Genomic DNA, 18,573 nt, shown 5'->3' with positions numbered 1-18,573 from the left:
TACCCAGGGTCGTTGACTGAGCCCGCGCCTCGAGAGGCGCGGGCTCTCTCTTTTCCGATCTCAGGTCGTGCTCAGCGTCCTGCGCACCGCATCGCGCCATCCGGCGAGTTTCGCGCCGCGCGTCGCGGCGTCCATCTCCGGCTTGAAACGCCGTTCCAGCGCCCAGCTCTTGGCGAATTCCTTTGCCTTCGGCCACACGCCCGCCTTCGATCCCGCGAGCCACGCCGCGCCCAGCGCGGTCGTCTCCAGGATCGTCGGACGGTCGACCGGCGCGTCGAGAATGTCGGCGAGCCGCTGCATGGTCCAGTCGGAGGCCACCATGCCGCCGTCGACGCGGAGCACCGTCTTGGCCGAGGCGCCTTTCCAGTCCTTGCGCATGGCGTCGAGCAGGTCGCGCGTCTGGTAGGCGACGGATTCCAATGCCGCGCGCGCGAACTCGGCCGGGCCCGAATTGCGCGTCAGGCCGAAGATGGCACCGCGCGCGTCCGCGTCCCAGTGCGGCGCGCCGAGGCCGACAAAGGCCGGCACCAGATAGACTTGTTGCGCCGGGTCGGCGGTCGCCGCAAGCGCACCGCTTTGCTCTGCCTTGCCGATCACCTTGATGCCGTCGCGCAGCCATTGCACGGCGGCGCCCGCGATGAAGATCGAGCCCTCCAGCGCGTAGGTGGTCTTGCCGTTGAGCCGGTAGGCGATCGTGGTGAGCAGTCGGTTCTTCGAGCGCACCAGATCGGCGCCGGTGTTGAGCAGCGCGAAGCAGCCCGTACCGTAGGTCGATTTCATCATGCCGGGCTCGAAGCAGGCCTGGCCGATGGTCGCCGCATGCTGGTCCCCGGCCACGCCGAGGATTCGCATTTCGGTCCCGAACAGGTTCTTTTCGGTGACGCCGAAATCGTCGGCGCAATCCTTCACCTGCGGCAGGATCGCGGCCGGGATCTTCAGGATCGAAAGCAGTTCGTCGTCCCAGACATTCTTCTCGATGTTGTAGACCAGCGTGCGCGAGGCGTTGGTGGCATCGGTGGCATGAACCTTGCCGCCAGTCAGCCGCCAGATCAGGAAACTATCTATGGTGCCGGCGAGCAACTCGCCCTTCTCGGCGCGCTTCCTGGCGCCCTTCACCTTGTCCAGCGTCCAGGCGATCTTGGTGCCGGAGAAATAGGGATCGAGCAGCAGGCCGGTCTTCTTCGTGAATGTCTTCTCCAGTCCCTGCTTCTTGAGCTTCTGGCAGAGCGGCGCGGTGCGGCGATCCTGCCAGACGATCGCGTTATGGATCGGCTTGCCGGTCGCCTTGTCCCAGATGACGACCGTCTCGCGCTGGTTGGTGATGCCGATCGCGGCGACATCCGATGCCGCGCGACCGGCGGCCTTCAACGCCGATTTCACCGTGACGAGAACGCTCGCCCAGATGTCTTCCGGGTCATGCTCGACCCAGCCGGAAGCCGGATAATGCTGCGCGAATTCCTGCTGGCCGGTGCCGGCGACCTTCATGTTGTCGTCGAACAGGATCGCCCGGGTCGAGGTCGTTCCCTGGTCGATGGCCAGCACAAAACCGCTCATTCCACTTCCTCCACCATTCATGCAATGGGGGAGACGGCAGGCCGCCTCCCCCACAGTTTCTAAACGGACGCGCCCGCCCGTGTCATGCAGTTGTTACTTCTGCCAGCTCTTCACCAGCTCGTCGTAGTTGATGGTGACCGGCTTTTCCTTCTCGTTGTCGAGTTTCAGCTGCGGCGCGAGGTTGCCCTTCTTGACCGCGTCGGCGTTCCAGTAGGCAAGGTCATGCTCTTCGGCCATCTTCGGACCGATATCGCCCTGGACGCCCGACTTCTCGATACGTTCGAGGACCTTCTCCTGATCGGCGCAGAGTCCATTCATGGCTTCCTGCGGCGACTTGGCGCCCGACGAGGCGTCACCGATATTCTGCCACCAGAGCTGCGCCAGCTTCGGATAGTCCGGAACGTTGGTGCCGGTCGGGGTCCACTGCACGCGCGCCGGCGAGCGGTAGAACTCGATCAAGCCGCCGAGCTTGGGAGCGCGTTCGGTGAAGCTCTTGTCGTGGATCGTGGAGTCGCGGATGAAGGTCAGGCCGACATGGCTCTTCTTCACGTCCACGGTCTTGGAGATAACAAACTGCGCATAAAGCCAGGCGGCCTTGGCGCGGTCGGTCGGCGTCGACTTCATCAACGTCCACGAGCCGACGTCCTGGTAGCCGAGCTTCATGCCGTCCTTCCAGTAGGAGCCGTGCGGCGACGGCGCCATACGCCATTTCGGCGTGCCGTCGTCATTCATCACCGGCAGGCCGGGCTTGACCATGTCGGCGGTGAAGGCGGTGTACCAGAATATCTGCTGGGCGACGTTGCCCTGCGACGGAACCGGACCCGATTCAGAGAAAGTCATGCCTTGCGCTTCCGGCGGCGCATAGGCCTTCAACCAGTCGAGGTATTTCTGGATCGCATAGACCGAGGCCGGGCCGTTGGTGTCGCCGCCGCGCGCGACGCAGGAGCCGACTGGACGAGAATTCTCATCGACCTTGAGGCCCCATTCGTCGACCGGCAGGCCGTTCGGCAGGCCCTTGTCGCCGTTGCCGGCCATCGACAGCCAGGCGTCGGTGAACCGCCAGCCGAGCGACGGGTCCTTCTTGCCGTAGTCCATGTGGCCATAGACCTTCTTGCCGCCGACGTCGCGGCCGGTAAAGAATTCAGCGATGTCCTCATAGGCCGACCAGTTGACCGGCACGCCAAGGTCGTAGCCGTATTTCGCCTTGAAGTCGGCCTTGTTCTTCTCGTCATTGAACCAGTCGTAGCGGAACCAATAGAGGTTCGCGAACTGCTGGTCGGGAAGCTGGTAGAGCTTCTTGTCCGGCGCGGTGGTGAACTTGGTGCCGATGAAGTCGTCGACGTCGAGCATCGGATCGGTGACGTCCTTGCCCTCGCCAGCCATCCAGTCGGTCAGGTTGCGCACCTGCTGGTAGCGCCAGTGAGTGCCGATCAGGTCGGAGTCGTTGACCCAGCCGTCATAGATGTTCTGGCCGGTCTGCATCTGGGTCTGGATCTTTTCGACGACGTCGCCTTCCTGGATGACGTCATGCGTGACCTTGATGCCGGTGATTGCTGTGAACGCCGGAGCCAGCACCTGCGATTCGTACTGGTGCGTGGTCAAGGTTTCGGAGACGACCTTGATGTCCATGCCGGCGAACGGCTTGGCAGCGTCGACAAACCACTGCATTTCCTTTTCCTGATCGGCGCGCGAAAGCGTCGATAGAGGGCCTATCTCCTTGTCGAGAAAGGCTTTTGCTTCGTCCATACCGGCATAGGCGTGGCCCGCGCCGAGCAATAGGACAAGGGCAGTCGTTGATGTTAAAAATTGCCGTCGCATGTGTTTCCTCCACAGTTAAAGGTTTCAAGTGCGATATGGAGCGGCCGCCAGCACGCGGTCGCTCCAGCTATTTCCCCCTCTATACGTAACGGAACACGCCGATGGCGTAGACCACGGAGAGAGCGAGAGCCCACCACAGGTTAGGCCCAACGAGACCCAGCCAAGCGAGATGGATAAACGCGCTGCCGAGCAGCGATAGGAAGAGACGGTCACCGCGCGTCGTTTCGAAGCGCAGCACGCCGACGCGCGGGTTGCCACCCGGCGAGACATATTCCCAGACGCCCATGCCGCAGAGCATCAGTGCAATGACGATGAAGAAAGCGGCCGTCGGCCACGTCCACGCCATCCAGGAGAAGTCGAGGTTCATGGCTTAGACCCTCCCCAGGGCAAAGCCCTTGGCGATATAATTTCGCACGAACCAGATGACCAAAGCGCCGGGGATCAGCGTGAGCACGCCGGCGGCAGCAAGCAGGCCCCAGTCCATGCCGGCGGCCGAAACGGTGCGGGTCATGGTGGCGGCAATCGGCTTGGCGTCAGTGGTGGTCAGCGTGCGGGCGATCAGCAGTTCCACCCATGAGAACATGAAGCAGAAGAAGCAGGCGACGCCAATGCCGCTGGCGATCAATGGCATGAAGATCCTCACGAAGAAGCGCGGGAAGGAATAGCCGTCGATATAGGCGGTCTCGTCGATCTCCTTCGGCACTCCGGACATGAAACCCTCCAGGATCCACACCGCCAGCGGCACGTTGAACAGGCAGTGCGCCAGCGCCACCGCGATATGGGTGTCGATAAGGCCGAAGGCCGAGTAAAGCTGGAAGAACGGCAGCGCGAAGACTGCCGGCGGCGCCATGCGGTTGGTCAACAGCCAGAAGAAAAGGTGCTTGTCGCCGAGGAAGCGGTAGCGCGAGAAGGCATAGGCCGCCGGCAGTGCGACGGCGACCGAAATCACCATGTTCATCACAACATAGGTGATGGAATTGATGTAACCCGAGTACCAGGCCGACTGCGTAAAGATGATGTAGTAATTGTTCAGCGTCGGCGCGTGCGGGTAGAGCGTCAGCGAAGAGATGATTTCCTCATTCGTCTTGAAGCTCATATTGACGAGCCAGTAGATCGGCAGCAGCAAGACGAAGATGTAGATCGTCGGCACGATCCACCACCAGCGCGATTCCTCGCCGCGGCGCCGCATCAGCCGCGCCACTTCATCCTGCGACAGGGTGCTGGCCAGTCCTTCGGAAACCGCTGTCTCGCTCACTCTGTCCGTTCTTTCGTTGGCGCCGCTCATCTCAGCGCTCCGCGTCGTAGTTGGTCATCACGGTGTAGAAGACCCATGACAGCAAAAGGACGATCAGAAAGTAGACCAGCGACATCGCCGCCGCCGGACCGAGATCGAACTGGCCGAGCGCGGTCTTGACGAGATCGATCGAAAGGAAGGTTGTCGAGTTTCCGGGACCGCCGCCGGTGACGACGAAGGGTTCGGTGTAGATCATGAAACTGTCCATGAAGCGCAAAAGCACGGCGATCAGAAGCACGCGCTGCATCTTAGGCAGCTGGATGTAGCGGAACACCGCCCAGCGCGAGGCGCCGTCGATCTTGGCCGCCTGGTAGAAGGCATCGGGAATGGAGACCAGGCCGGCATAGCAAAGCAGCACGACCAGGCTCGTCCAGTGCCAGACATCCATGATGATGACTGTGACCCAGGCGTCGATCGGATCCTGCACGTAGTTGTAGTCGATGCCGAGCGCCTTGACATAGTAACCGAGCAGGCCGATGTCGTTGCGGCCGAACACCTGCCAGATGGTGCCGACGACATTCCACGGGATCAGCAGCGGCAGCGCCATCAGCACCAGGCAGACCGGCACGCCCCAGCCCTTCTTCGGCATGTTGAGCGCGACGAAGATGCCGAGCGGCACCTCGATCGCCAGGATGATGAAGGAGAAGATCAGGTTGCGGACCATCGCTTCCCAGAAGCGGGACGAATGCAGCAATTCCTCGAACCACTCTGTGCCTGCCCAGAAGAAGACGTTGTTGCCGAACGTGTCCTGAACCGAATAGTTGACGACGGTCATCAGCGGGATGACGGCCGAGAACGCAACCAGCACCAGCACCGGCAGCACGAGGAACCAGGCCTTGTTGTTCCAGGTCTTGTCCATCTATGCCCCCATCTCGACGCGCCAGGAGTTGGCGTAGATGTTGATGCCGGCGGGATCGAAGCGGACTTTCGGCTCGGCAGGCACCTCGTCGTCCTCGCCGATGACCGCCGCGATCTCCTTGCCCTCGAGATTGGCGCGCACCACCTTGTGGCGGCCGACATCCTCGACCTTGCTGACCTGGACGGACATGCCTTCGCGGCCGAGCCGCACATATTCGGGGCGGATGCCGAGCTCGACGGCGCCGGCTTCGGCCTTCGGCACGCCCGGCAATTCGATGCGCTGCGCGCCGAGCTTCGCCGTCCTGCCTTCCAGCGCAACCGGCAGCACATTCATGCCCGGCGAGCCGATGAAATAACCGACAAAGGTGTGGCGCGGACGCTCGAACAATTCGGCCGGCGTGCCGATCTGGACGATGCCGCCGTCATACATGACGACGACCTGGTCGGCGAAGGTCAGCGCCTCGGTCTGGTCATGCGTGACATAGACCATGGTGTAGCCGAAGCGGCGGTGCAACTGCTTCAACTGCGAGCGCAGCACCCACTTCATATGCGGGTCGATCACCGTCAGCGGCTCGTCGAACAGGATGGCGTTGACGTCCGAGCGCACCAGGCCGCGGCCAAGCGAGATCTTCTGCTTCTGGTCGGCGGTGAGCCCGCGCGCCTTCTTCTTGGCCAGCGAAGCGAGATCGATCATGTCGAGCGTCTCGCGCACCTTGCGGTCGACATCGGCTTCCGGCACGCGGCGGTTGCGCAGCGGGAAGGCCAGATTGTCGTAGACGGTCATGGTGTCGTAGATGACCGGGAACTGGAACACCTGCGCGATGTTGCGCTCCTGCGTCGACAGTTTGGTCACGTCCCGGCCGTTGAACAAAAGCTGGCCGTGCGAGGGGTGCAGAAGTCCCGAAATGATGTTGAGCAAGGTGGTCTTGCCGCAACCCGACGGCCCGAGCAGTGCATAGGCGCCGCCATCCTCGAAGATGTGGTGCACCTCTTTCAACGCGAAATCTGAATCCTTCTGCGGGTTGGGCAGGTAGGAGTGGCGGATGTGGTTGACATCAATACGCGCCATCGTTTGCTCCTCAGGCCGCCAGTTTCGACGCCGTCACGGCGCGGCCGTTCTGGTCGAACACCATGATGTGGCGCGGGTCGATGAACACCTCGACCTCGTCATCGGTCTCGAAATCGAGAATGCCATGCGCAAGCATGACCCAGCGCGCATCGGCGAAATCCATATGGACGAAGCTTTCCGAGCCGGTGATCTCCGTGATGGTGACCTTCGCCCGCACGGGCACGGCTGAAGCGTTCGGCCGCCCCAGCGACAGGTGATGCGGCTGGAAGCCGATCGTGTAGCTGGCATCGGGAATGCCGTTGAGTTCCGGCGGCACCGGCAGCTTGACACCGCCTTCGAGCAGGAAGTCCGCCCCCTTCTTGGAGAGCACGATGGTGTTGAGCGGCGGGTCGGCGAAGGTCCGTGCCGTCACCAGGTCGACAGGCTTGCGGAACACCTCGACCGTCGGGCCGAACTGCGTGACGCGGCCTTCCGACAGCGTGGCCGTGTTGCCGCCCAGCAGCAGCGCCTCGTGCGGTTCGGTCGTCGCATAGACGAAAATGGTGCCGGTGGCGGCAAAGATCTTCGGCAATTCGGCGCGCAATTCCTCGCGCAGCTTGTAGTCGAGATTGGCCAAGGGCTCATCGAGCAGCACCAGGCTGGCATTCTTGACGATGGCGCGGGCAAGCGCGGTGCGCTGCTGCTGGCCTCCGGACAGGTTGAGCGGCGTGCGGTCGAGAAAGGGCGTGAGCTTCAAGAGCGCGGCCGCGTTGCGCACTTCCTTGTCGATCTTCGCCTGCTCGACGCCGGCCACCCTGAGCGGCGAGGCGATGTTCTCGTAGACCGTCATCGCCGGATAGTTGATGAACTGCTGGTAGACCATGGCGACGTTGCGCTTCTGCACCTTCTGCCCGGTGACGTCCTTGCCGTCGAACCAGACCGAGCCGGAAGTCGGCGCGTCGAGGCCCGCCATCAGCCGCATCAGGCTGGTCTTGCCGGAAAGCGTCGGCCCAAGCAGGACATTCAGCGAGCCGTGCTGAAGCGTCAGCGACACGTCGCGGATATGCTCCTGCGCGCCGACCGTCTTCGTCACGTTCCTCAGTTCCAGCATCACGCCTCCTCCCAGGCCTTGCGCATCAGCGGTCGATCCTCATTCCGCCGCCGCGACATGACGGTTGCTCAGTCCGCGCATGAATTCTTCCAGCGCCGCCGTCTGCTCGCGGCTGAAATGCAGGCCGCGCTTGGTGCGCCGCCACAGCACGTCCTCGGCGGCGACCGCCCATTCGTTTTCGACCAGATAGCGCACCTCGGCCTCGTAAAGGTCGGCGCCGAAATTGCGGCCGAGATCCGCATTCGACTTGGCGAGGCCGAGCAGCTTTTCCGCGCGCGTGCCGTAGAGCCGGGTAAAGCGACGCGCCAGCCGCTGGTCCAGGAACGGATAGGTGGTCTTCAGCCTGGCGACCTGGGCATCGAAACCGGTCGCGGGGAAATCGCCACCCGGCAGCGGCGCGTCATGCGTCCAAGGCTTGCCGCGCTTGCCGAGAAAACCTTCGATCTTCTCCAGCATCGATTCCGCCAGCCGGCGGAAGGTCGTGATCTTGCCGCCAAAGGCGTTGACCAGCGGGGCGACGCCCTCCCCGCCATCGGCCTTCAGCACATAGTCGCGCGTCGCCTCCTGCGCCTTCGAGGCGCCGTCGTCATAGAGCGGGCGCACCGCCGAATAGGTCCAGACGATGTCGGCGCGTTTTACCGGTTGCGCGAAATATTCGCTCGCCGCGGCGCACAGATAGTCGATCTCCGTATCGGAGATCTTCACGTCATGCGGATCGCCGGGATAGTCGCGGTCGGTGGTGCCGATCAGCGTGAATTCTTCCTCGTAAGGAATGGCGAAGATGATGCGGCCATCCTTGTTCTGGAAGAAATAGGCCCGCGGATCGTCGAACTTCTTGGCGATGACAATGTGGCTGCCCTGCACGAGGCGGACATTGTGGACGTCGTTCTGGCCGACGGCGGTCGAGAGCACGTGATCGACCCAGGGGCCGGCGGCGTTGACGAGAAGCCGCGCGCGAACTTCTTCGTTTTCACCCGTAAGCAGGTTCTGCGTCTTGATGATCCAGGTCGAACCGTCGCGCTGCGCGCTGACGACCTTGGTGCGGGTGCGGATAATGGCGCCCCGGTCGGCGGCGTCGCGGGCGTTCAGCGCCACCAGGCGCGCGTCATTGACCCAACCATCCGAATATTCGAAAGCCTTGCGAAACAATGGCTTGAGCGGCTTGCCTGCCGGATCGCTGGCCATGTCCAGCGTCTTCGTCGCCGGCAGGAGCTTGCGCCCGCCGATATGATCGTAGAGGAACAGCCCGAGCCGGATCAGCCAGGCGGGCCTGAGGCCCTTGGCGTAAGGCAGCACGAAGCGCATCGGCCAGATGATGTGCGGCGCGTTCTTCCACAGAACCTCGCGCTCCATCAGCGCTTCGCGCACCAGCCGGAACTCGTAGAATTCGAGATAGCGAAGGCCGCCATGGATGAGCTTGGTCGAGCCTGACGAGGTCCCGCTCGCCAGATCGTTCATCTCGGCGAGGTATACTGAAAACCCGCGACCGACAGCGTCGCGGGCTATGCCGCAGCCGTTGATGCCGCCGCCGATGACGAAAATGTCATGGATCGGAATTGCGTCCAAGGAGTCCTCCAACGATTTCGCATTGCACCATTTTTGTGTTTTACGAAACCGTGACGGAATTATTTCGAACTCAAACCGAATGTCAAACGAAATATCACCGCTGCGTGAGCCAGCCGTGGTACGCGCCTATTCGAGCGCCGTCTCGATGAGCCGGACCTCGGTTTCCTCGCAGATCCGGCGGATCGACGGGATCTCGCAACGATCGGTGATGAAGGTATTCACCTGCGAGAGATGGCCGATCCGAACCGGCGCCGTGCGCTCGAACTTGGTCTGGTCGGAGACCAGGATGACGTGGCGGGCATTCGCGATGATGGCCTGCGCGACTTTCACCTCGCGGAAATCGAAGTCGAGCAGCGCCCCGTCATGGTCGATCGCCGAGGCGCCGATGACGGCGTAATCGACCTTGAACTGACGAATGAAATCGACGGCCGCTTCGCCGACAATGCCGCCGTCGGAACCGCGCACCACGCCGCCGGCGATCACCACCTCGATGGTAGGATAGATACGCATCCTATTGGCAACATTGATGTTATTGGTAATGACCATAAGCCCGTTATGGTCGAGCAGCGCCTTGCTGACTGCCTCGGTGGTGGTGCCGATATTGATGAACAGCGAGGCATTGTCCGGAATCAGACGCGCCGCAGCGCTGCCGATCGCTTCCTTCTCGTCGGCGGCGATCTTGCGGCGCGCCTCGTACTCCATGTTCTCGATGCCGGACGGAAACAAGGCGCCGCCATGGATGCGGGTCAGCAGTCGCTGATCGCACAGATCGTTGAGGTCCTTGCGGATGGTCTGCGGCGTCACATTGAAATGCGTCGCCAGGTCGTCGACCAGCACCCGGCCATGGTCTTTCGCCATCTGGATGATCTCGGCATGGCGTGGCGAAAGAAACATTGCTGGTCCTCCATTTTCGTTTTTTCCGTCTATATCGGAAAACGAAAGCGAAGAAAAGGTATAAGCCGGCTAACGAAAATCACCTGATTGCAAAAGGCAAACCAGTTCGGAACACGTCCGCCGCCTCAGGACGGGCGCCGGGCGATCTCGGTTATGACGTCGAACGCTGCGTCGACATCCGCTGCCGTCGACTCGAACTGTCCCGCCTGAAAGCGTATCGCCACGCGCCCGTCGACCCTCGTCTGCGTGAGATAGATGCGGCCATCGGCATTGATGGCGTCGACCAGATGCAGATTGTGCTCGTCAGGATCGATGCCTGGTGCCGCGCGATGCCGGAACGAGAAGAGCGACAGCATCGGCTCGCTGCTGAGCTCGAAATCCGCTTCCCGGGCCAGCCGCGCGGCAAGCCCTTCGCTCCAGGCGACATGGTTGCGGATCATGTTGCGCAAGCCTTCGAGGCCATGGGCGCGAAGCAGGAACCAGAGTTTGAGCGCACGGAAGCGGCGCCCGAGCGGCACCGACCATTCCGAATAGTTGATGATGCCGTCATGACCGCGGGTCTTCAGATAGTCCGGCTTGATCGCCAGCGTGCGCACCAGGTCTTCGGGCTGGCGCACGAACTGGATCGAGCAGTCGAACTGCGCACCCAGCCATTTGTGGGGATTGAAGACGATGGAATCGGCGCCCTCGACGCCTGTCCAGAAATGCCGGTATTCCGGGCAGATCATCGCCGACCCGGCCCAGGCTGCATCGACATGCAGGTAAAGCCCGTGCCGCTTCGCGACCTCCGCCACCGCCGCGATGTCGTCTGTGCCGCCGGTGCTGGTACCGCCGACGCAGGCGATGATGCCCGCGGGCAACAGGCCGGCCTTGCGATCGGCAATGATCGCCGCCTCCAGCGCGGCCCTGTCCATGGCGCGAAAACGTCCGCTGACCGGGATGCGGACGAGGTTTTCCTCGCCGATGCCGGAGACCCAGATGGCGCGATCGATCGAGGTATGGACCTGGTCGGAGGAATAGACGCGCAACTTGCCCTGCCCGGCGAGGCCTTGTCTGTTGCCCTGCCAGTCGAGCGCGCGCTCGCGCATGGTCAGCACCGCCGCAAGCGTCGCCGACGAGGCCGAATCCTGGATGACGCCGGAAAAGCCTTCGGGCAGGCCGAGCGCCTGGCGCATCCAGTCGACGATGCGCATCTCGAGCTCGGTCGCCGCCGGCGAGGTTTGCCACAGCATGCACTGCGCGGCCATCGCCGAGACCAGATATTCCGCCACGACCGACACCGGCGCCGCATTGGCCGGGAAATAGGCGAAGAAGCGCGGATGCTGCCAATGCGTCATGCCCGGCACGATCTTTTCTTCGAAATCGGCGAAGATCTTCTCCATCGGCTCGGGCATTTCGGGTGGCGAGGCTTCGATGCTCCTGAAAATCTCGCCGGGCGCGATCGCTGGCCGCACCGGGCGGTCGCGCAGGCCGGCGCGGTAATCGGCGCCCCAATCGGCCGCCCGCCTTGACCAGTCGCGGAATTCCTCATTGTCCATAGTTTCCTCCCAGCAGCCGTCAAAGATACCGGCCGGTCGAACCGCCCTTGGCTTTTAATTAACATGTTAAATATAGTGAAGCAACGGTGAGAACCGAAAGCTTACCCCGGAAAATCCGGCAGGTTTGAAAAGGCCAATTTCAGCGCCTTGGACCAGCCGTCCGAAATGGTGCGGTAATAGGGATCGTCCTGGCCGATCCGCCGGCTCAGCCCCACCTTGAACGCATCCTGTTCCATGAACAGAAGATCAAGCGGCAGCCCGACCGAAAGGTTGGATTTCAGCGTCGAGTCGAAGGACACCAGCAGCAGCTTCACCGTCTCCGCCAGGCTCATGGCCCGGTCATAGGCGCGAATGATGATCGGCTTGCCGTATTTCGTCTCGCCGATCTGAAAGAATGGCGTGTCGTCGGTCGACTCGATGAAATTGCCTTCCGGATAGATCATGAACAGCCTGGGGGGGCTGCCCTTGATCTGGCCGCCGAGGATGAAGGAAGCATTGAAATAGGAATCCGCCTTCTCGCCGTCGGGCGACGCATGCGCGATCACTTCCTTGACCGTTTCGCCGACCAGCCGCACCGTCTGGTACATAGACGGGGTCTCGAGCAGCTTCTCGTGGCGGTCGCCGACCGCCTTGTTGCGCTCGTCGAGCAGGCTGACGACGGCCTGCGTCGTGGCAAGGTTGCCCGCCGACATCAGCACGATGACGCGCTCGCCGGGCTGTTCCCACACATGCATCTTCTTGAAGGTCGAGATCGAATCCATACCCGCATTGGTGCGCGTGTCCGACATGAACACGAGCCCGCGATCGATCTTGAGGCCGACGCAATAGGTCATGGTCGCTCTTCCGGCAGAGAATCTTGCGAAGATTACTGCTCCACCGTGACGGTGACGGCAAGCTTCTCCTGCGACTGCCCCAGCAGTATCCCCGACACGGGCGAGGCGTCGCGATAGTCGCGCCCCGTCGCCACCCGCACATAGCGTTCGTCGGGAGAGATGCCGTTCGCCGGGTCGAAGGCAACCCAGCCGAGCCCCACGACATAGGCCTCGGCCCAGGCATGGCTCGCGGCCTGCTCGACGGCCGCATCCATCATCAGATAGCCGCTGATGTAGCGGGCGGGAAAGCCAAGCACGCCGGCCGCGGCGATGAAGATGTGGCTGTGGTCCTGGCAGACGCCGGTCTTCAACGCCAGGGCTTCTTCCGCCGGCGTCACGACGCTGGTCGTGCCCGGCCTGTAAACGACGCGTTCGCCGATGGCGCCCATCAACCGGTGCAGTCGCTCGATTTCGGTGCCCTGCCCGACCGCGCCGGCCAATTCGCGTATGCCCTCGCCGGCTGTGGTGAGCTGCGTCTGCTGTCCGAACAGCCAAAGCGGCGCAAAGCCCTGATGCGGACCCGTTATGCCCGCCGTATCATGCGTGGTCACGTCACCGGCGGCCTCGACGGTGATCGCGTTCTGGCCGCTCTCGGCGCTCACCAGCCGCGTGTCGTTACCGAAATGGTCGGTGAAGCGCACCTCCTCGCGAGCCCCTTCAACCTTGATCGCCCAGGAGCCGACGGTCTGCGTACGCCCGCTCAACGGCAGCAGGCGCAGCCGCTGCAGCAGATACTGCACCGGCTGATCGTAGTGGTACTCGGTGCGATGGGTGATCTTGAGCCGCATAGCGCTCGCCCTCGGCTGTGCTCAATTGAACCGGTAATCCTGGGCGATCTCGTCGCCCAGCCTGGTGTTGTCGCGAATGAACTCGGCCAGGAATTCATGCAGGCCGTGATCGAATATGTCCTTGATCGACCCCCTTTTGAGCAGCGCCTGGATCTTCTCGGCCGTTCCATGGCAGGCATGGCGTTCGCCGTAATCGTCGGCGAGGAATTTCAGATGCTCGCCGAGGAAACGGTAGCAGAAGGTCAGCGAGCGCGGCATGCGCACGTTGAGGATCAGATAATCGGCGATGTTCGTCGGCGTGTAGTCGGCTTCATAAACCCAGCGATAGGAGCGGTGCGCCGACACCGAGCGCAGGATCGACTCCCACTGGTAATTGTCCAGCGTCGAGCCGACCCAGGAGAGCGAAGGCAACAGCACATAATATTTCACGTCGAGGATGCGCGCCGTGTTGTCGGCGCGCTCGACATAGGTGCCCAACTGCGAGAAATCGAAGATCTCGTTGCGCAGCATCGTGCCGTAGAACGAACCGCGGATCAGCGCCGTCTCGCGCTTGATGGCATCGAGCACGGTCGGCAGGTCGCGCTCGTCGATCGGCCTCGCCAGCATGCGCTTCAGCGCCATCCAGGCTTCGTTGATGCTTTCCCAGGTCTCGCGCGTCAGCGCCGTGCGCACCATGCGGGCATTGTTGCGCGCCGTCTCGATCGACGACATCGTGCTCGACGGGTTCGAGGTGTCGCGCAGCAGGAAGTCGGAGACGTTGGCGGCGGTATAATCCTGGTACTTCTGGCTGAAGGCGATGTCCGAGCCGGCGCTGAGCAGCACCGAATTCCATTCCTCAGAAGCGCTCTGCGTGCGCGTCAGCGCCATGCGCAGGCCGGCGTCGACCAAGCGCGCCATGTTTTCGGCCCGCTCGATATAGCGGTTCATCCAGTAGAGACCGTTGGCGGTGCGGCCGAGAAGCATGGGAACGCCCTTCGGGCTAGTGAGTAGGGAATAGGCAGTAGGGAGTAGTAAACATTTGAACCTCAATGGAATATGGCATTTCCCTGTCCCCTATCCTTCCACTACTGCCTACTGCCTACTGCCTACTGCCTACTCACTACTCGCTATTCGCTGTTTCAATCATCCAACACCCACGTGTCCTTCGTCCCGCCACCTTGTGATGAGTTCACAACCAGCGAGCCTTCCTTCAGGGCGACACGCGTCAAGCCGCCCGGCACGATCTGGATGCGATCGGAGACCAGCACGTAAGGCCGAAGATCGACATGGCGTGGCGACAGGCCCTTTTCGGTCAGGATCGGGCAGGTCGACAGTGCCAGTGTCGGCTGGGCGATGTAGTTCGAGGGTTTTGCCTGCAGCTTCTTGGCGAACTCCTGGCATTCCTTCTTGGTCGCAGCCGGGCCGACCAGCATGCCGTAGCCGCCTGAGCCGTGCACTTCCTTGATCACCAGCTCGCTGATGTGTTCCAGCACGTATTTCAGGCTGTCCGGCTCCGAGCAGCGCCAGGTCGGGATGTTGCCGAGGATCGCCTTGCGTCCGGTGTAGAACTCGACGATCTCCGGCATGTAGGAATAGATCGCCTTGTCGTCGGCGATGCCGGTGCCGGGCGCATTGGCGATGGTGATGTTGCCGGCGCGGTAGACATCCATGATGCCCGGCACGCCGAGCGCGGAGTCCGGCCGGAAGGTCAGCGGATCGAGGAAGTTGTCGTCGACGCGCCGGTAGAGCACGTCGATCTGCTTGTAGCCTTCGGTGGTGCGCATCGCGACATGGCCGTCGACGACGCGCAGATCCTGCCCCTCGACGAGCTGCACGCCCATCTGGTCGGCGAGGAAGGCGTGCTCGAAATAGGCCGAGTTGTAGGAACCCGGCGTCAGCACGGCGATGGTCGGTGCGCCTTTGGCGCTTTGCGGCCGCACCGCGGCGAGCGATTGGCGCAGGAGTTGCGGATAGTTCTCGACCGGCCGCACCTTGATCTTCTGGAACAGCTCCGGAAAGAGCTGCATCATAGTCTCGCGGTTCTCCAGCATGTAGGAGACGCCGGACGGCGTGCGGGCATTGTCCTCCAGCACGTAGAACTCGTTCTCCGAGATGCGGACGATATCGACGCCGATGATATGGGTGTAGACCCCGGCCGGAGGCCTGACCCCGATCATCTCGGGCAGGAAGGCCTCGTTCTTCGCGACGAGCTCCCTCGGCACGCGCCCGGCGCGCAGGATCTCCTGGCGGTGGTAGATATCGTCGAGAAAGGCGTTCAGCGCCTGCACGCGCTGCTCGATGCCTTGCGTCAGCCGGCGCCATTCCTGGCCGGAGAGGATGCGCGGGACGATGTCGAAAGGGATCAGCCGCTCGGAAGCTTCCTGCTCGCCATAGACGGCGAAGGTGATGCCGGTCTTGCGAAAGACGCGCTCGGCGTCCTGCATTTTCTGGGTAAGCCTGGCCGGGTCCTGCTCCTTCAGCCAGCGATCGTAAGCCTCATAAGGTCTTCTCAATCCGGAAACTTCCGGAAGCATTTCGTCGAAAGCTGCCAATCGCTTACTCCCCTCTCAGGCCATTTCACTGGCCTAGCCGGAGAAAATCAAGGGCAATCGGTGATTTAAGAGCCGATGGGGTCCGCTCTATGCGAATTGCCTAAATTTAAGGCACCAACGGCAAGGCCGGGTCAGCTGCTGCTTCCCGGCGGGGCATCGCCAGGTCCGTCAGAACGCCCGGAAGGTCACGATCGTGAAGGTGTCCTTGATTCCAGGCAGAATCTGCACCCGCTCGTTGACGAAGTGGCCGACGTCTTCCTCGTCGTCGATATAGAATTTGGCGAGCAGGTCGTAATTGCCGGCGGTCGAGTATATCTCGGAGGCGATCTCGGCATCGGCGAGCGCGCTGGCGACCTCATAGGACTTGCCCAGGTCGCACTTGATCTGCACGAAAAATGCCTTCATTGCCCGGTCCTGCCAGCCTGCTTCAAGATTAAGCGGCCCTTGTGGCAGACTGCCGCCCGGCTTTCAAGCTTCACGCACCGCGCACCTCAAAGAGTAGCTGATCCCGCCTCCCGACGCCGAAATGGCGGAATCTTCGCAGCTCGGTGAAACCAGGCCATGCCGAAGCGCGTATGTTAGATTGCATTCGCCAAGCGCGAGTTCCGGGAGGCAGGCCATGCGCCGCGCATTGTTCGCACTAGCTCTTGTTCCGATGTTGATAGCTTCGCTTGCCTTTGCCGGCGATGCCGAGATCAAGGCCGCGCAGACGGCCATAGACGGCCAACTGAAAGCCTTCATCGCCGATGACGGCGCCACCGCCTACAGCTTCGCCGCGCCGAACGTGAAGCAGATCTTTCCGACCGTCGACACCTTCATGAACATGGTGACCAATGGCTACGCGCCGGTGCGCAAGCCCCAATCCTATTCCTTCGGCAAGGTCGAAGAGACCGGGCCCGGTTCGATCGTCCAGCAGGTGCTGATCGTCGGGCCCGACGGCAAGGACTATGAGGCGGTCTATACGCTGCAGCAGCAGGCGGACGGCAGTTTCAAGATCACCGGCTGCAGCCTGCGCGCTTCGACTTCGGTCAGCACCTGAGACCGCCTGCGTGACCGCTCAATCCCGGCGGATATAGAGTGTCCAGCCCAAACCGGAGAGACCCCAGTAGGTCGAGGCTCCGGCTCGTTCGTAGGCAAGCGCGCAATCGAAGCCCACGCGCTCCGGCTGTTTTTTGGGGATCACCTTCGAGAACGAGCCAGTCGGCGCGCCCGGCGCAAATCTTATCCTGGGTGACGAGCGAGGCCTGGCGGCCCATGCGCGCCGCGAAATAATCGACAACCATGCCGGTGCGGAAATCGGCGTTGGTGGCATATGTGGCGGCGCCGCTCCTTGTCATCTCGTCCACCATGCTGGAATAGGAACCGCGCCCTTGCTCATAGAAACGAGCCAGCAACGCCACGTTGCCGCCGGCCACAAGCATGAGCACCCCGGCGGCGCAAAGCCTTCTCACACCGCCGGCGTCGAAGCCGCGTCCGATCATCTCTCCAGCCCAAAGCAGCAACAAGGCTCCGCTGACGATGAAATAGCGCGGGAATTCGAGATTCGGCAGATGCGCGGCCGCCATCAAGGCAGGCAGCCCGACGACGCCGACAACATAGAGACTGGCCCGGCGATCGCGCGAGACGCCTGCATATGCCAAAACCAGGGCGCAAACGATCGCGACGCATGTCCAGTCGCCGATCCAGTCCGGCAGACCGAAAAGATAGCGGATCATTCCGCCATAGCCGGCGGCGAACTTCTCAAGCGAGAAGGACGAATACCCGCCGACGTTGAAGCTGAACAATCGCGCGCCCACGAGGATTGCCGCGGCGAGCGGAAGCACGGCTAGGAAAGCAGGCAGGAAGGCCTGGATAACGTCCCTGTTGACGACAATCAGGCTGCGGCTGCGTCGCCAGCTTAGCCACATTGTCCAGACCGCGAGCACCGCTACCGCTTCGATCATCGTCAGATGGGAAAGGAAGCCAAGCAGAATGGCGATGGCAAGAGCGATGCCATACGGCCCCCGCTTGTCGAACCCAGCGCTCCAGAAGACCCACGGAAACGAGCGTGAACAGCACCAGGCCGGCATAGCCGCGCGCCTCCGAGCCGTAGTGGACCATCGGGTAGCTCAGGGCAAACAGCAGCGCGCCGACGCAACCATGGCCCAGCGTCCGCGCGATATCGCCGCGGCCGCAATGACGGTGCACGCACCAAGCGTTATCGACAGGCCGCGCTGGACGAGCGGCGCGGCATCGGGGCCGACGACATACTGATATATCGAATTCAGGAAGTGATTGTTGTCGTGGTTTATGCGCCAGAATATCTGGTCGACCGACGTCAGGGGCTTCAGCAGCACGATGCTCCAGATCTCATCGTGCCAGAGGTCCCCGCGCGCGCCGAGCAGACGCAAGGTCAAGCCGGCAAGAACGACCGCTGAAATTACGAGTAATAGACTGTAGCTCCATGGCCGGATCGCCGCCGATCCTGACCGGCCGACATTAGCGCCTGCTACATGATCGTCAGCAGTCGACGCGTCTATTTTCACCAAAGCCGTGCCGCCCTTTGCCTCGATATGGCAAGGGATACTTACTCCTCATCTGATTTATGAAAGGTTCTCTGAGGGTTCACTGGGGTGTTTGACCGTTTCATAGAAACGGCGAAACGCCCCATCTCTTTGTTTGACGCAACTCCGGACGGAAGGCTACGGCGAAGTCGCCGAGC

18 protein-coding genes are annotated in these 18,573 nt (G+C 62.2%); 1 reads left to right on the top strand and 17 read right to left on the bottom strand.

Annotation, left to right across the window (positions count from 1 at the left end):
• Positions 1-60 precede the first annotated feature (60 nt).
• From glpK to AC0YKC_RS18545, 15 genes are all read right to left on the bottom strand, one after another.
• Entirely contained in the window at positions 61-1,554 is a 1,494-nt protein-coding gene (gene glpK / locus AC0YKC_RS18615; protein WP_488512091.1) for a glycerol kinase GlpK, read from the bottom strand.
• Between the two features lie 93 nt (positions 1,555-1,647).
• Positions 1,648-3,372: an ABC transporter substrate-binding protein gene (locus AC0YKC_RS18610; RefSeq protein WP_320295740.1), complete on the bottom strand. Its 1,725-nt coding sequence runs from the start codon at positions 3,370-3,372 to the stop codon at positions 1,648-1,650.
• A 79-nt stretch (positions 3,373-3,451) separates the two neighbouring features.
• On the bottom strand, positions 3,452-3,739 hold the full coding sequence (locus AC0YKC_RS18605) for a DUF2160 domain-containing protein (RefSeq protein ID WP_320295741.1): 288 nt from the start codon (positions 3,737-3,739) through the stop codon (positions 3,452-3,454).
• Positions 3,740-3,742: 3 nt separating this feature from the next.
• Positions 3,743-4,657, bottom strand: a complete 915-nt coding sequence (locus AC0YKC_RS18600; RefSeq protein WP_488512090.1) for a carbohydrate ABC transporter permease — start codon at positions 4,655-4,657, stop codon at positions 3,743-3,745.
• Position 4,658: 1 nt separating this feature from the next.
• Positions 4,659-5,525: a carbohydrate ABC transporter permease gene (locus AC0YKC_RS18595; RefSeq protein ID WP_320295743.1), complete on the bottom strand. Its 867-nt coding sequence runs from the start codon at positions 5,523-5,525 to the stop codon at positions 4,659-4,661.
• Entirely contained in the window at positions 5,526-6,593 is a 1,068-nt protein-coding gene (locus AC0YKC_RS18590; RefSeq protein ID WP_488512089.1) for an ABC transporter ATP-binding protein, read from the bottom strand.
• Between the two features lie 10 nt (positions 6,594-6,603).
• Positions 6,604-7,683, bottom strand: coding sequence for an ABC transporter ATP-binding protein (locus tag AC0YKC_RS18585; protein ID WP_488512088.1), 1,080 nt, complete (start codon positions 7,681-7,683; stop codon positions 6,604-6,606).
• A gap of 39 nt (positions 7,684-7,722) precedes the next feature.
• Entirely contained in the window at positions 7,723-9,249 is a 1,527-nt protein-coding gene (gene glpD / locus AC0YKC_RS18580) for a glycerol-3-phosphate dehydrogenase (protein ID WP_488512087.1), read from the bottom strand.
• Between the two features lie 126 nt (positions 9,250-9,375).
• A complete protein-coding gene (locus tag AC0YKC_RS18575) occupies positions 9,376-10,143 on the bottom strand; it encodes a DeoR/GlpR family DNA-binding transcription regulator (RefSeq protein WP_320295747.1) in 768 nt (255 codons plus the stop codon).
• A 125-nt stretch (positions 10,144-10,268) separates the two neighbouring features.
• Positions 10,269-11,681 (bottom strand): pyridoxal phosphate-dependent decarboxylase family protein, encoded by a 1,413-nt coding sequence (locus AC0YKC_RS18570; RefSeq protein ID WP_488512086.1) that lies wholly within the window; start codon positions 11,679-11,681, stop codon positions 10,269-10,271.
• Positions 11,682-11,782: 101 nt separating this feature from the next.
• Positions 11,783-12,514 (bottom strand): proteasome-type protease, encoded by a 732-nt coding sequence (locus tag AC0YKC_RS18565; protein WP_320295749.1) that lies wholly within the window; start codon positions 12,512-12,514, stop codon positions 11,783-11,785.
• 32 nt (positions 12,515-12,546) lie between these two features.
• Positions 12,547-13,341 carry a transglutaminase family protein gene (locus tag AC0YKC_RS18560; protein WP_320295750.1) on the bottom strand — a complete coding sequence of 265 codons (795 nt, stop codon included), beginning with the start codon at positions 13,339-13,341 and terminating at the stop codon, positions 12,547-12,549.
• Positions 13,342-13,362: 21 nt separating this feature from the next.
• The gene (locus AC0YKC_RS18555) at positions 13,363-14,304 is read right to left on the bottom strand and encodes an alpha-E domain-containing protein (protein WP_488512085.1); all 942 of its coding nucleotides are present in this window, start codon (positions 14,302-14,304) and stop codon (positions 13,363-13,365) included.
• A 155-nt stretch (positions 14,305-14,459) separates the two neighbouring features.
• Positions 14,460-15,872 carry a circularly permuted type 2 ATP-grasp protein gene (locus AC0YKC_RS18550; protein ID WP_320295752.1) on the bottom strand — a complete coding sequence of 471 codons (1,413 nt, stop codon included), beginning with the start codon at positions 15,870-15,872 and terminating at the stop codon, positions 14,460-14,462.
• A 168-nt stretch (positions 15,873-16,040) separates the two neighbouring features.
• The gene (locus AC0YKC_RS18545; protein ID WP_040995065.1) at positions 16,041-16,277 is read right to left on the bottom strand and encodes an Lrp/AsnC ligand binding domain-containing protein; all 237 of its coding nucleotides are present in this window, start codon (positions 16,275-16,277) and stop codon (positions 16,041-16,043) included.
• Between the two features lie 214 nt (positions 16,278-16,491).
• On the opposite strand from AC0YKC_RS18545, the gene AC0YKC_RS18540 reads away from it, so the two are divergent.
• Positions 16,492-16,911, top strand: a complete 420-nt coding sequence (locus AC0YKC_RS18540) for a DUF4864 domain-containing protein (RefSeq protein WP_434722721.1) — start codon at positions 16,492-16,494, stop codon at positions 16,909-16,911.
• Here AC0YKC_RS18540 and AC0YKC_RS18535 read toward each other — a convergent pair.
• Both AC0YKC_RS18535 and AC0YKC_RS18530 read right to left on the bottom strand, forming a co-directional pair.
• Positions 16,901-17,941 (bottom strand): hypothetical protein, encoded by a 1,041-nt coding sequence (locus tag AC0YKC_RS18535; protein WP_488512084.1) that lies wholly within the window; start codon positions 17,939-17,941, stop codon positions 16,901-16,903. The genes AC0YKC_RS18540 and AC0YKC_RS18535 overlap by 11 nt on opposite strands.
• A 39-nt stretch (positions 17,942-17,980) precedes the next feature.
• Positions 17,981-18,400, bottom strand: coding sequence for a hypothetical protein (locus AC0YKC_RS18530; RefSeq protein ID WP_488512083.1), 420 nt, complete (start codon positions 18,398-18,400; stop codon positions 17,981-17,983).
• Between the last annotated feature and the right edge of the window lie 173 nt (positions 18,401-18,573).

The organism is Mesorhizobium sp. CNPSo 4661 (genome assembly GCF_057784215.1).
The sequence above is the reverse complement of the archived record's forward strand: the minus strand, read 5'-3'. Positions and strand labels throughout refer to the sequence as shown.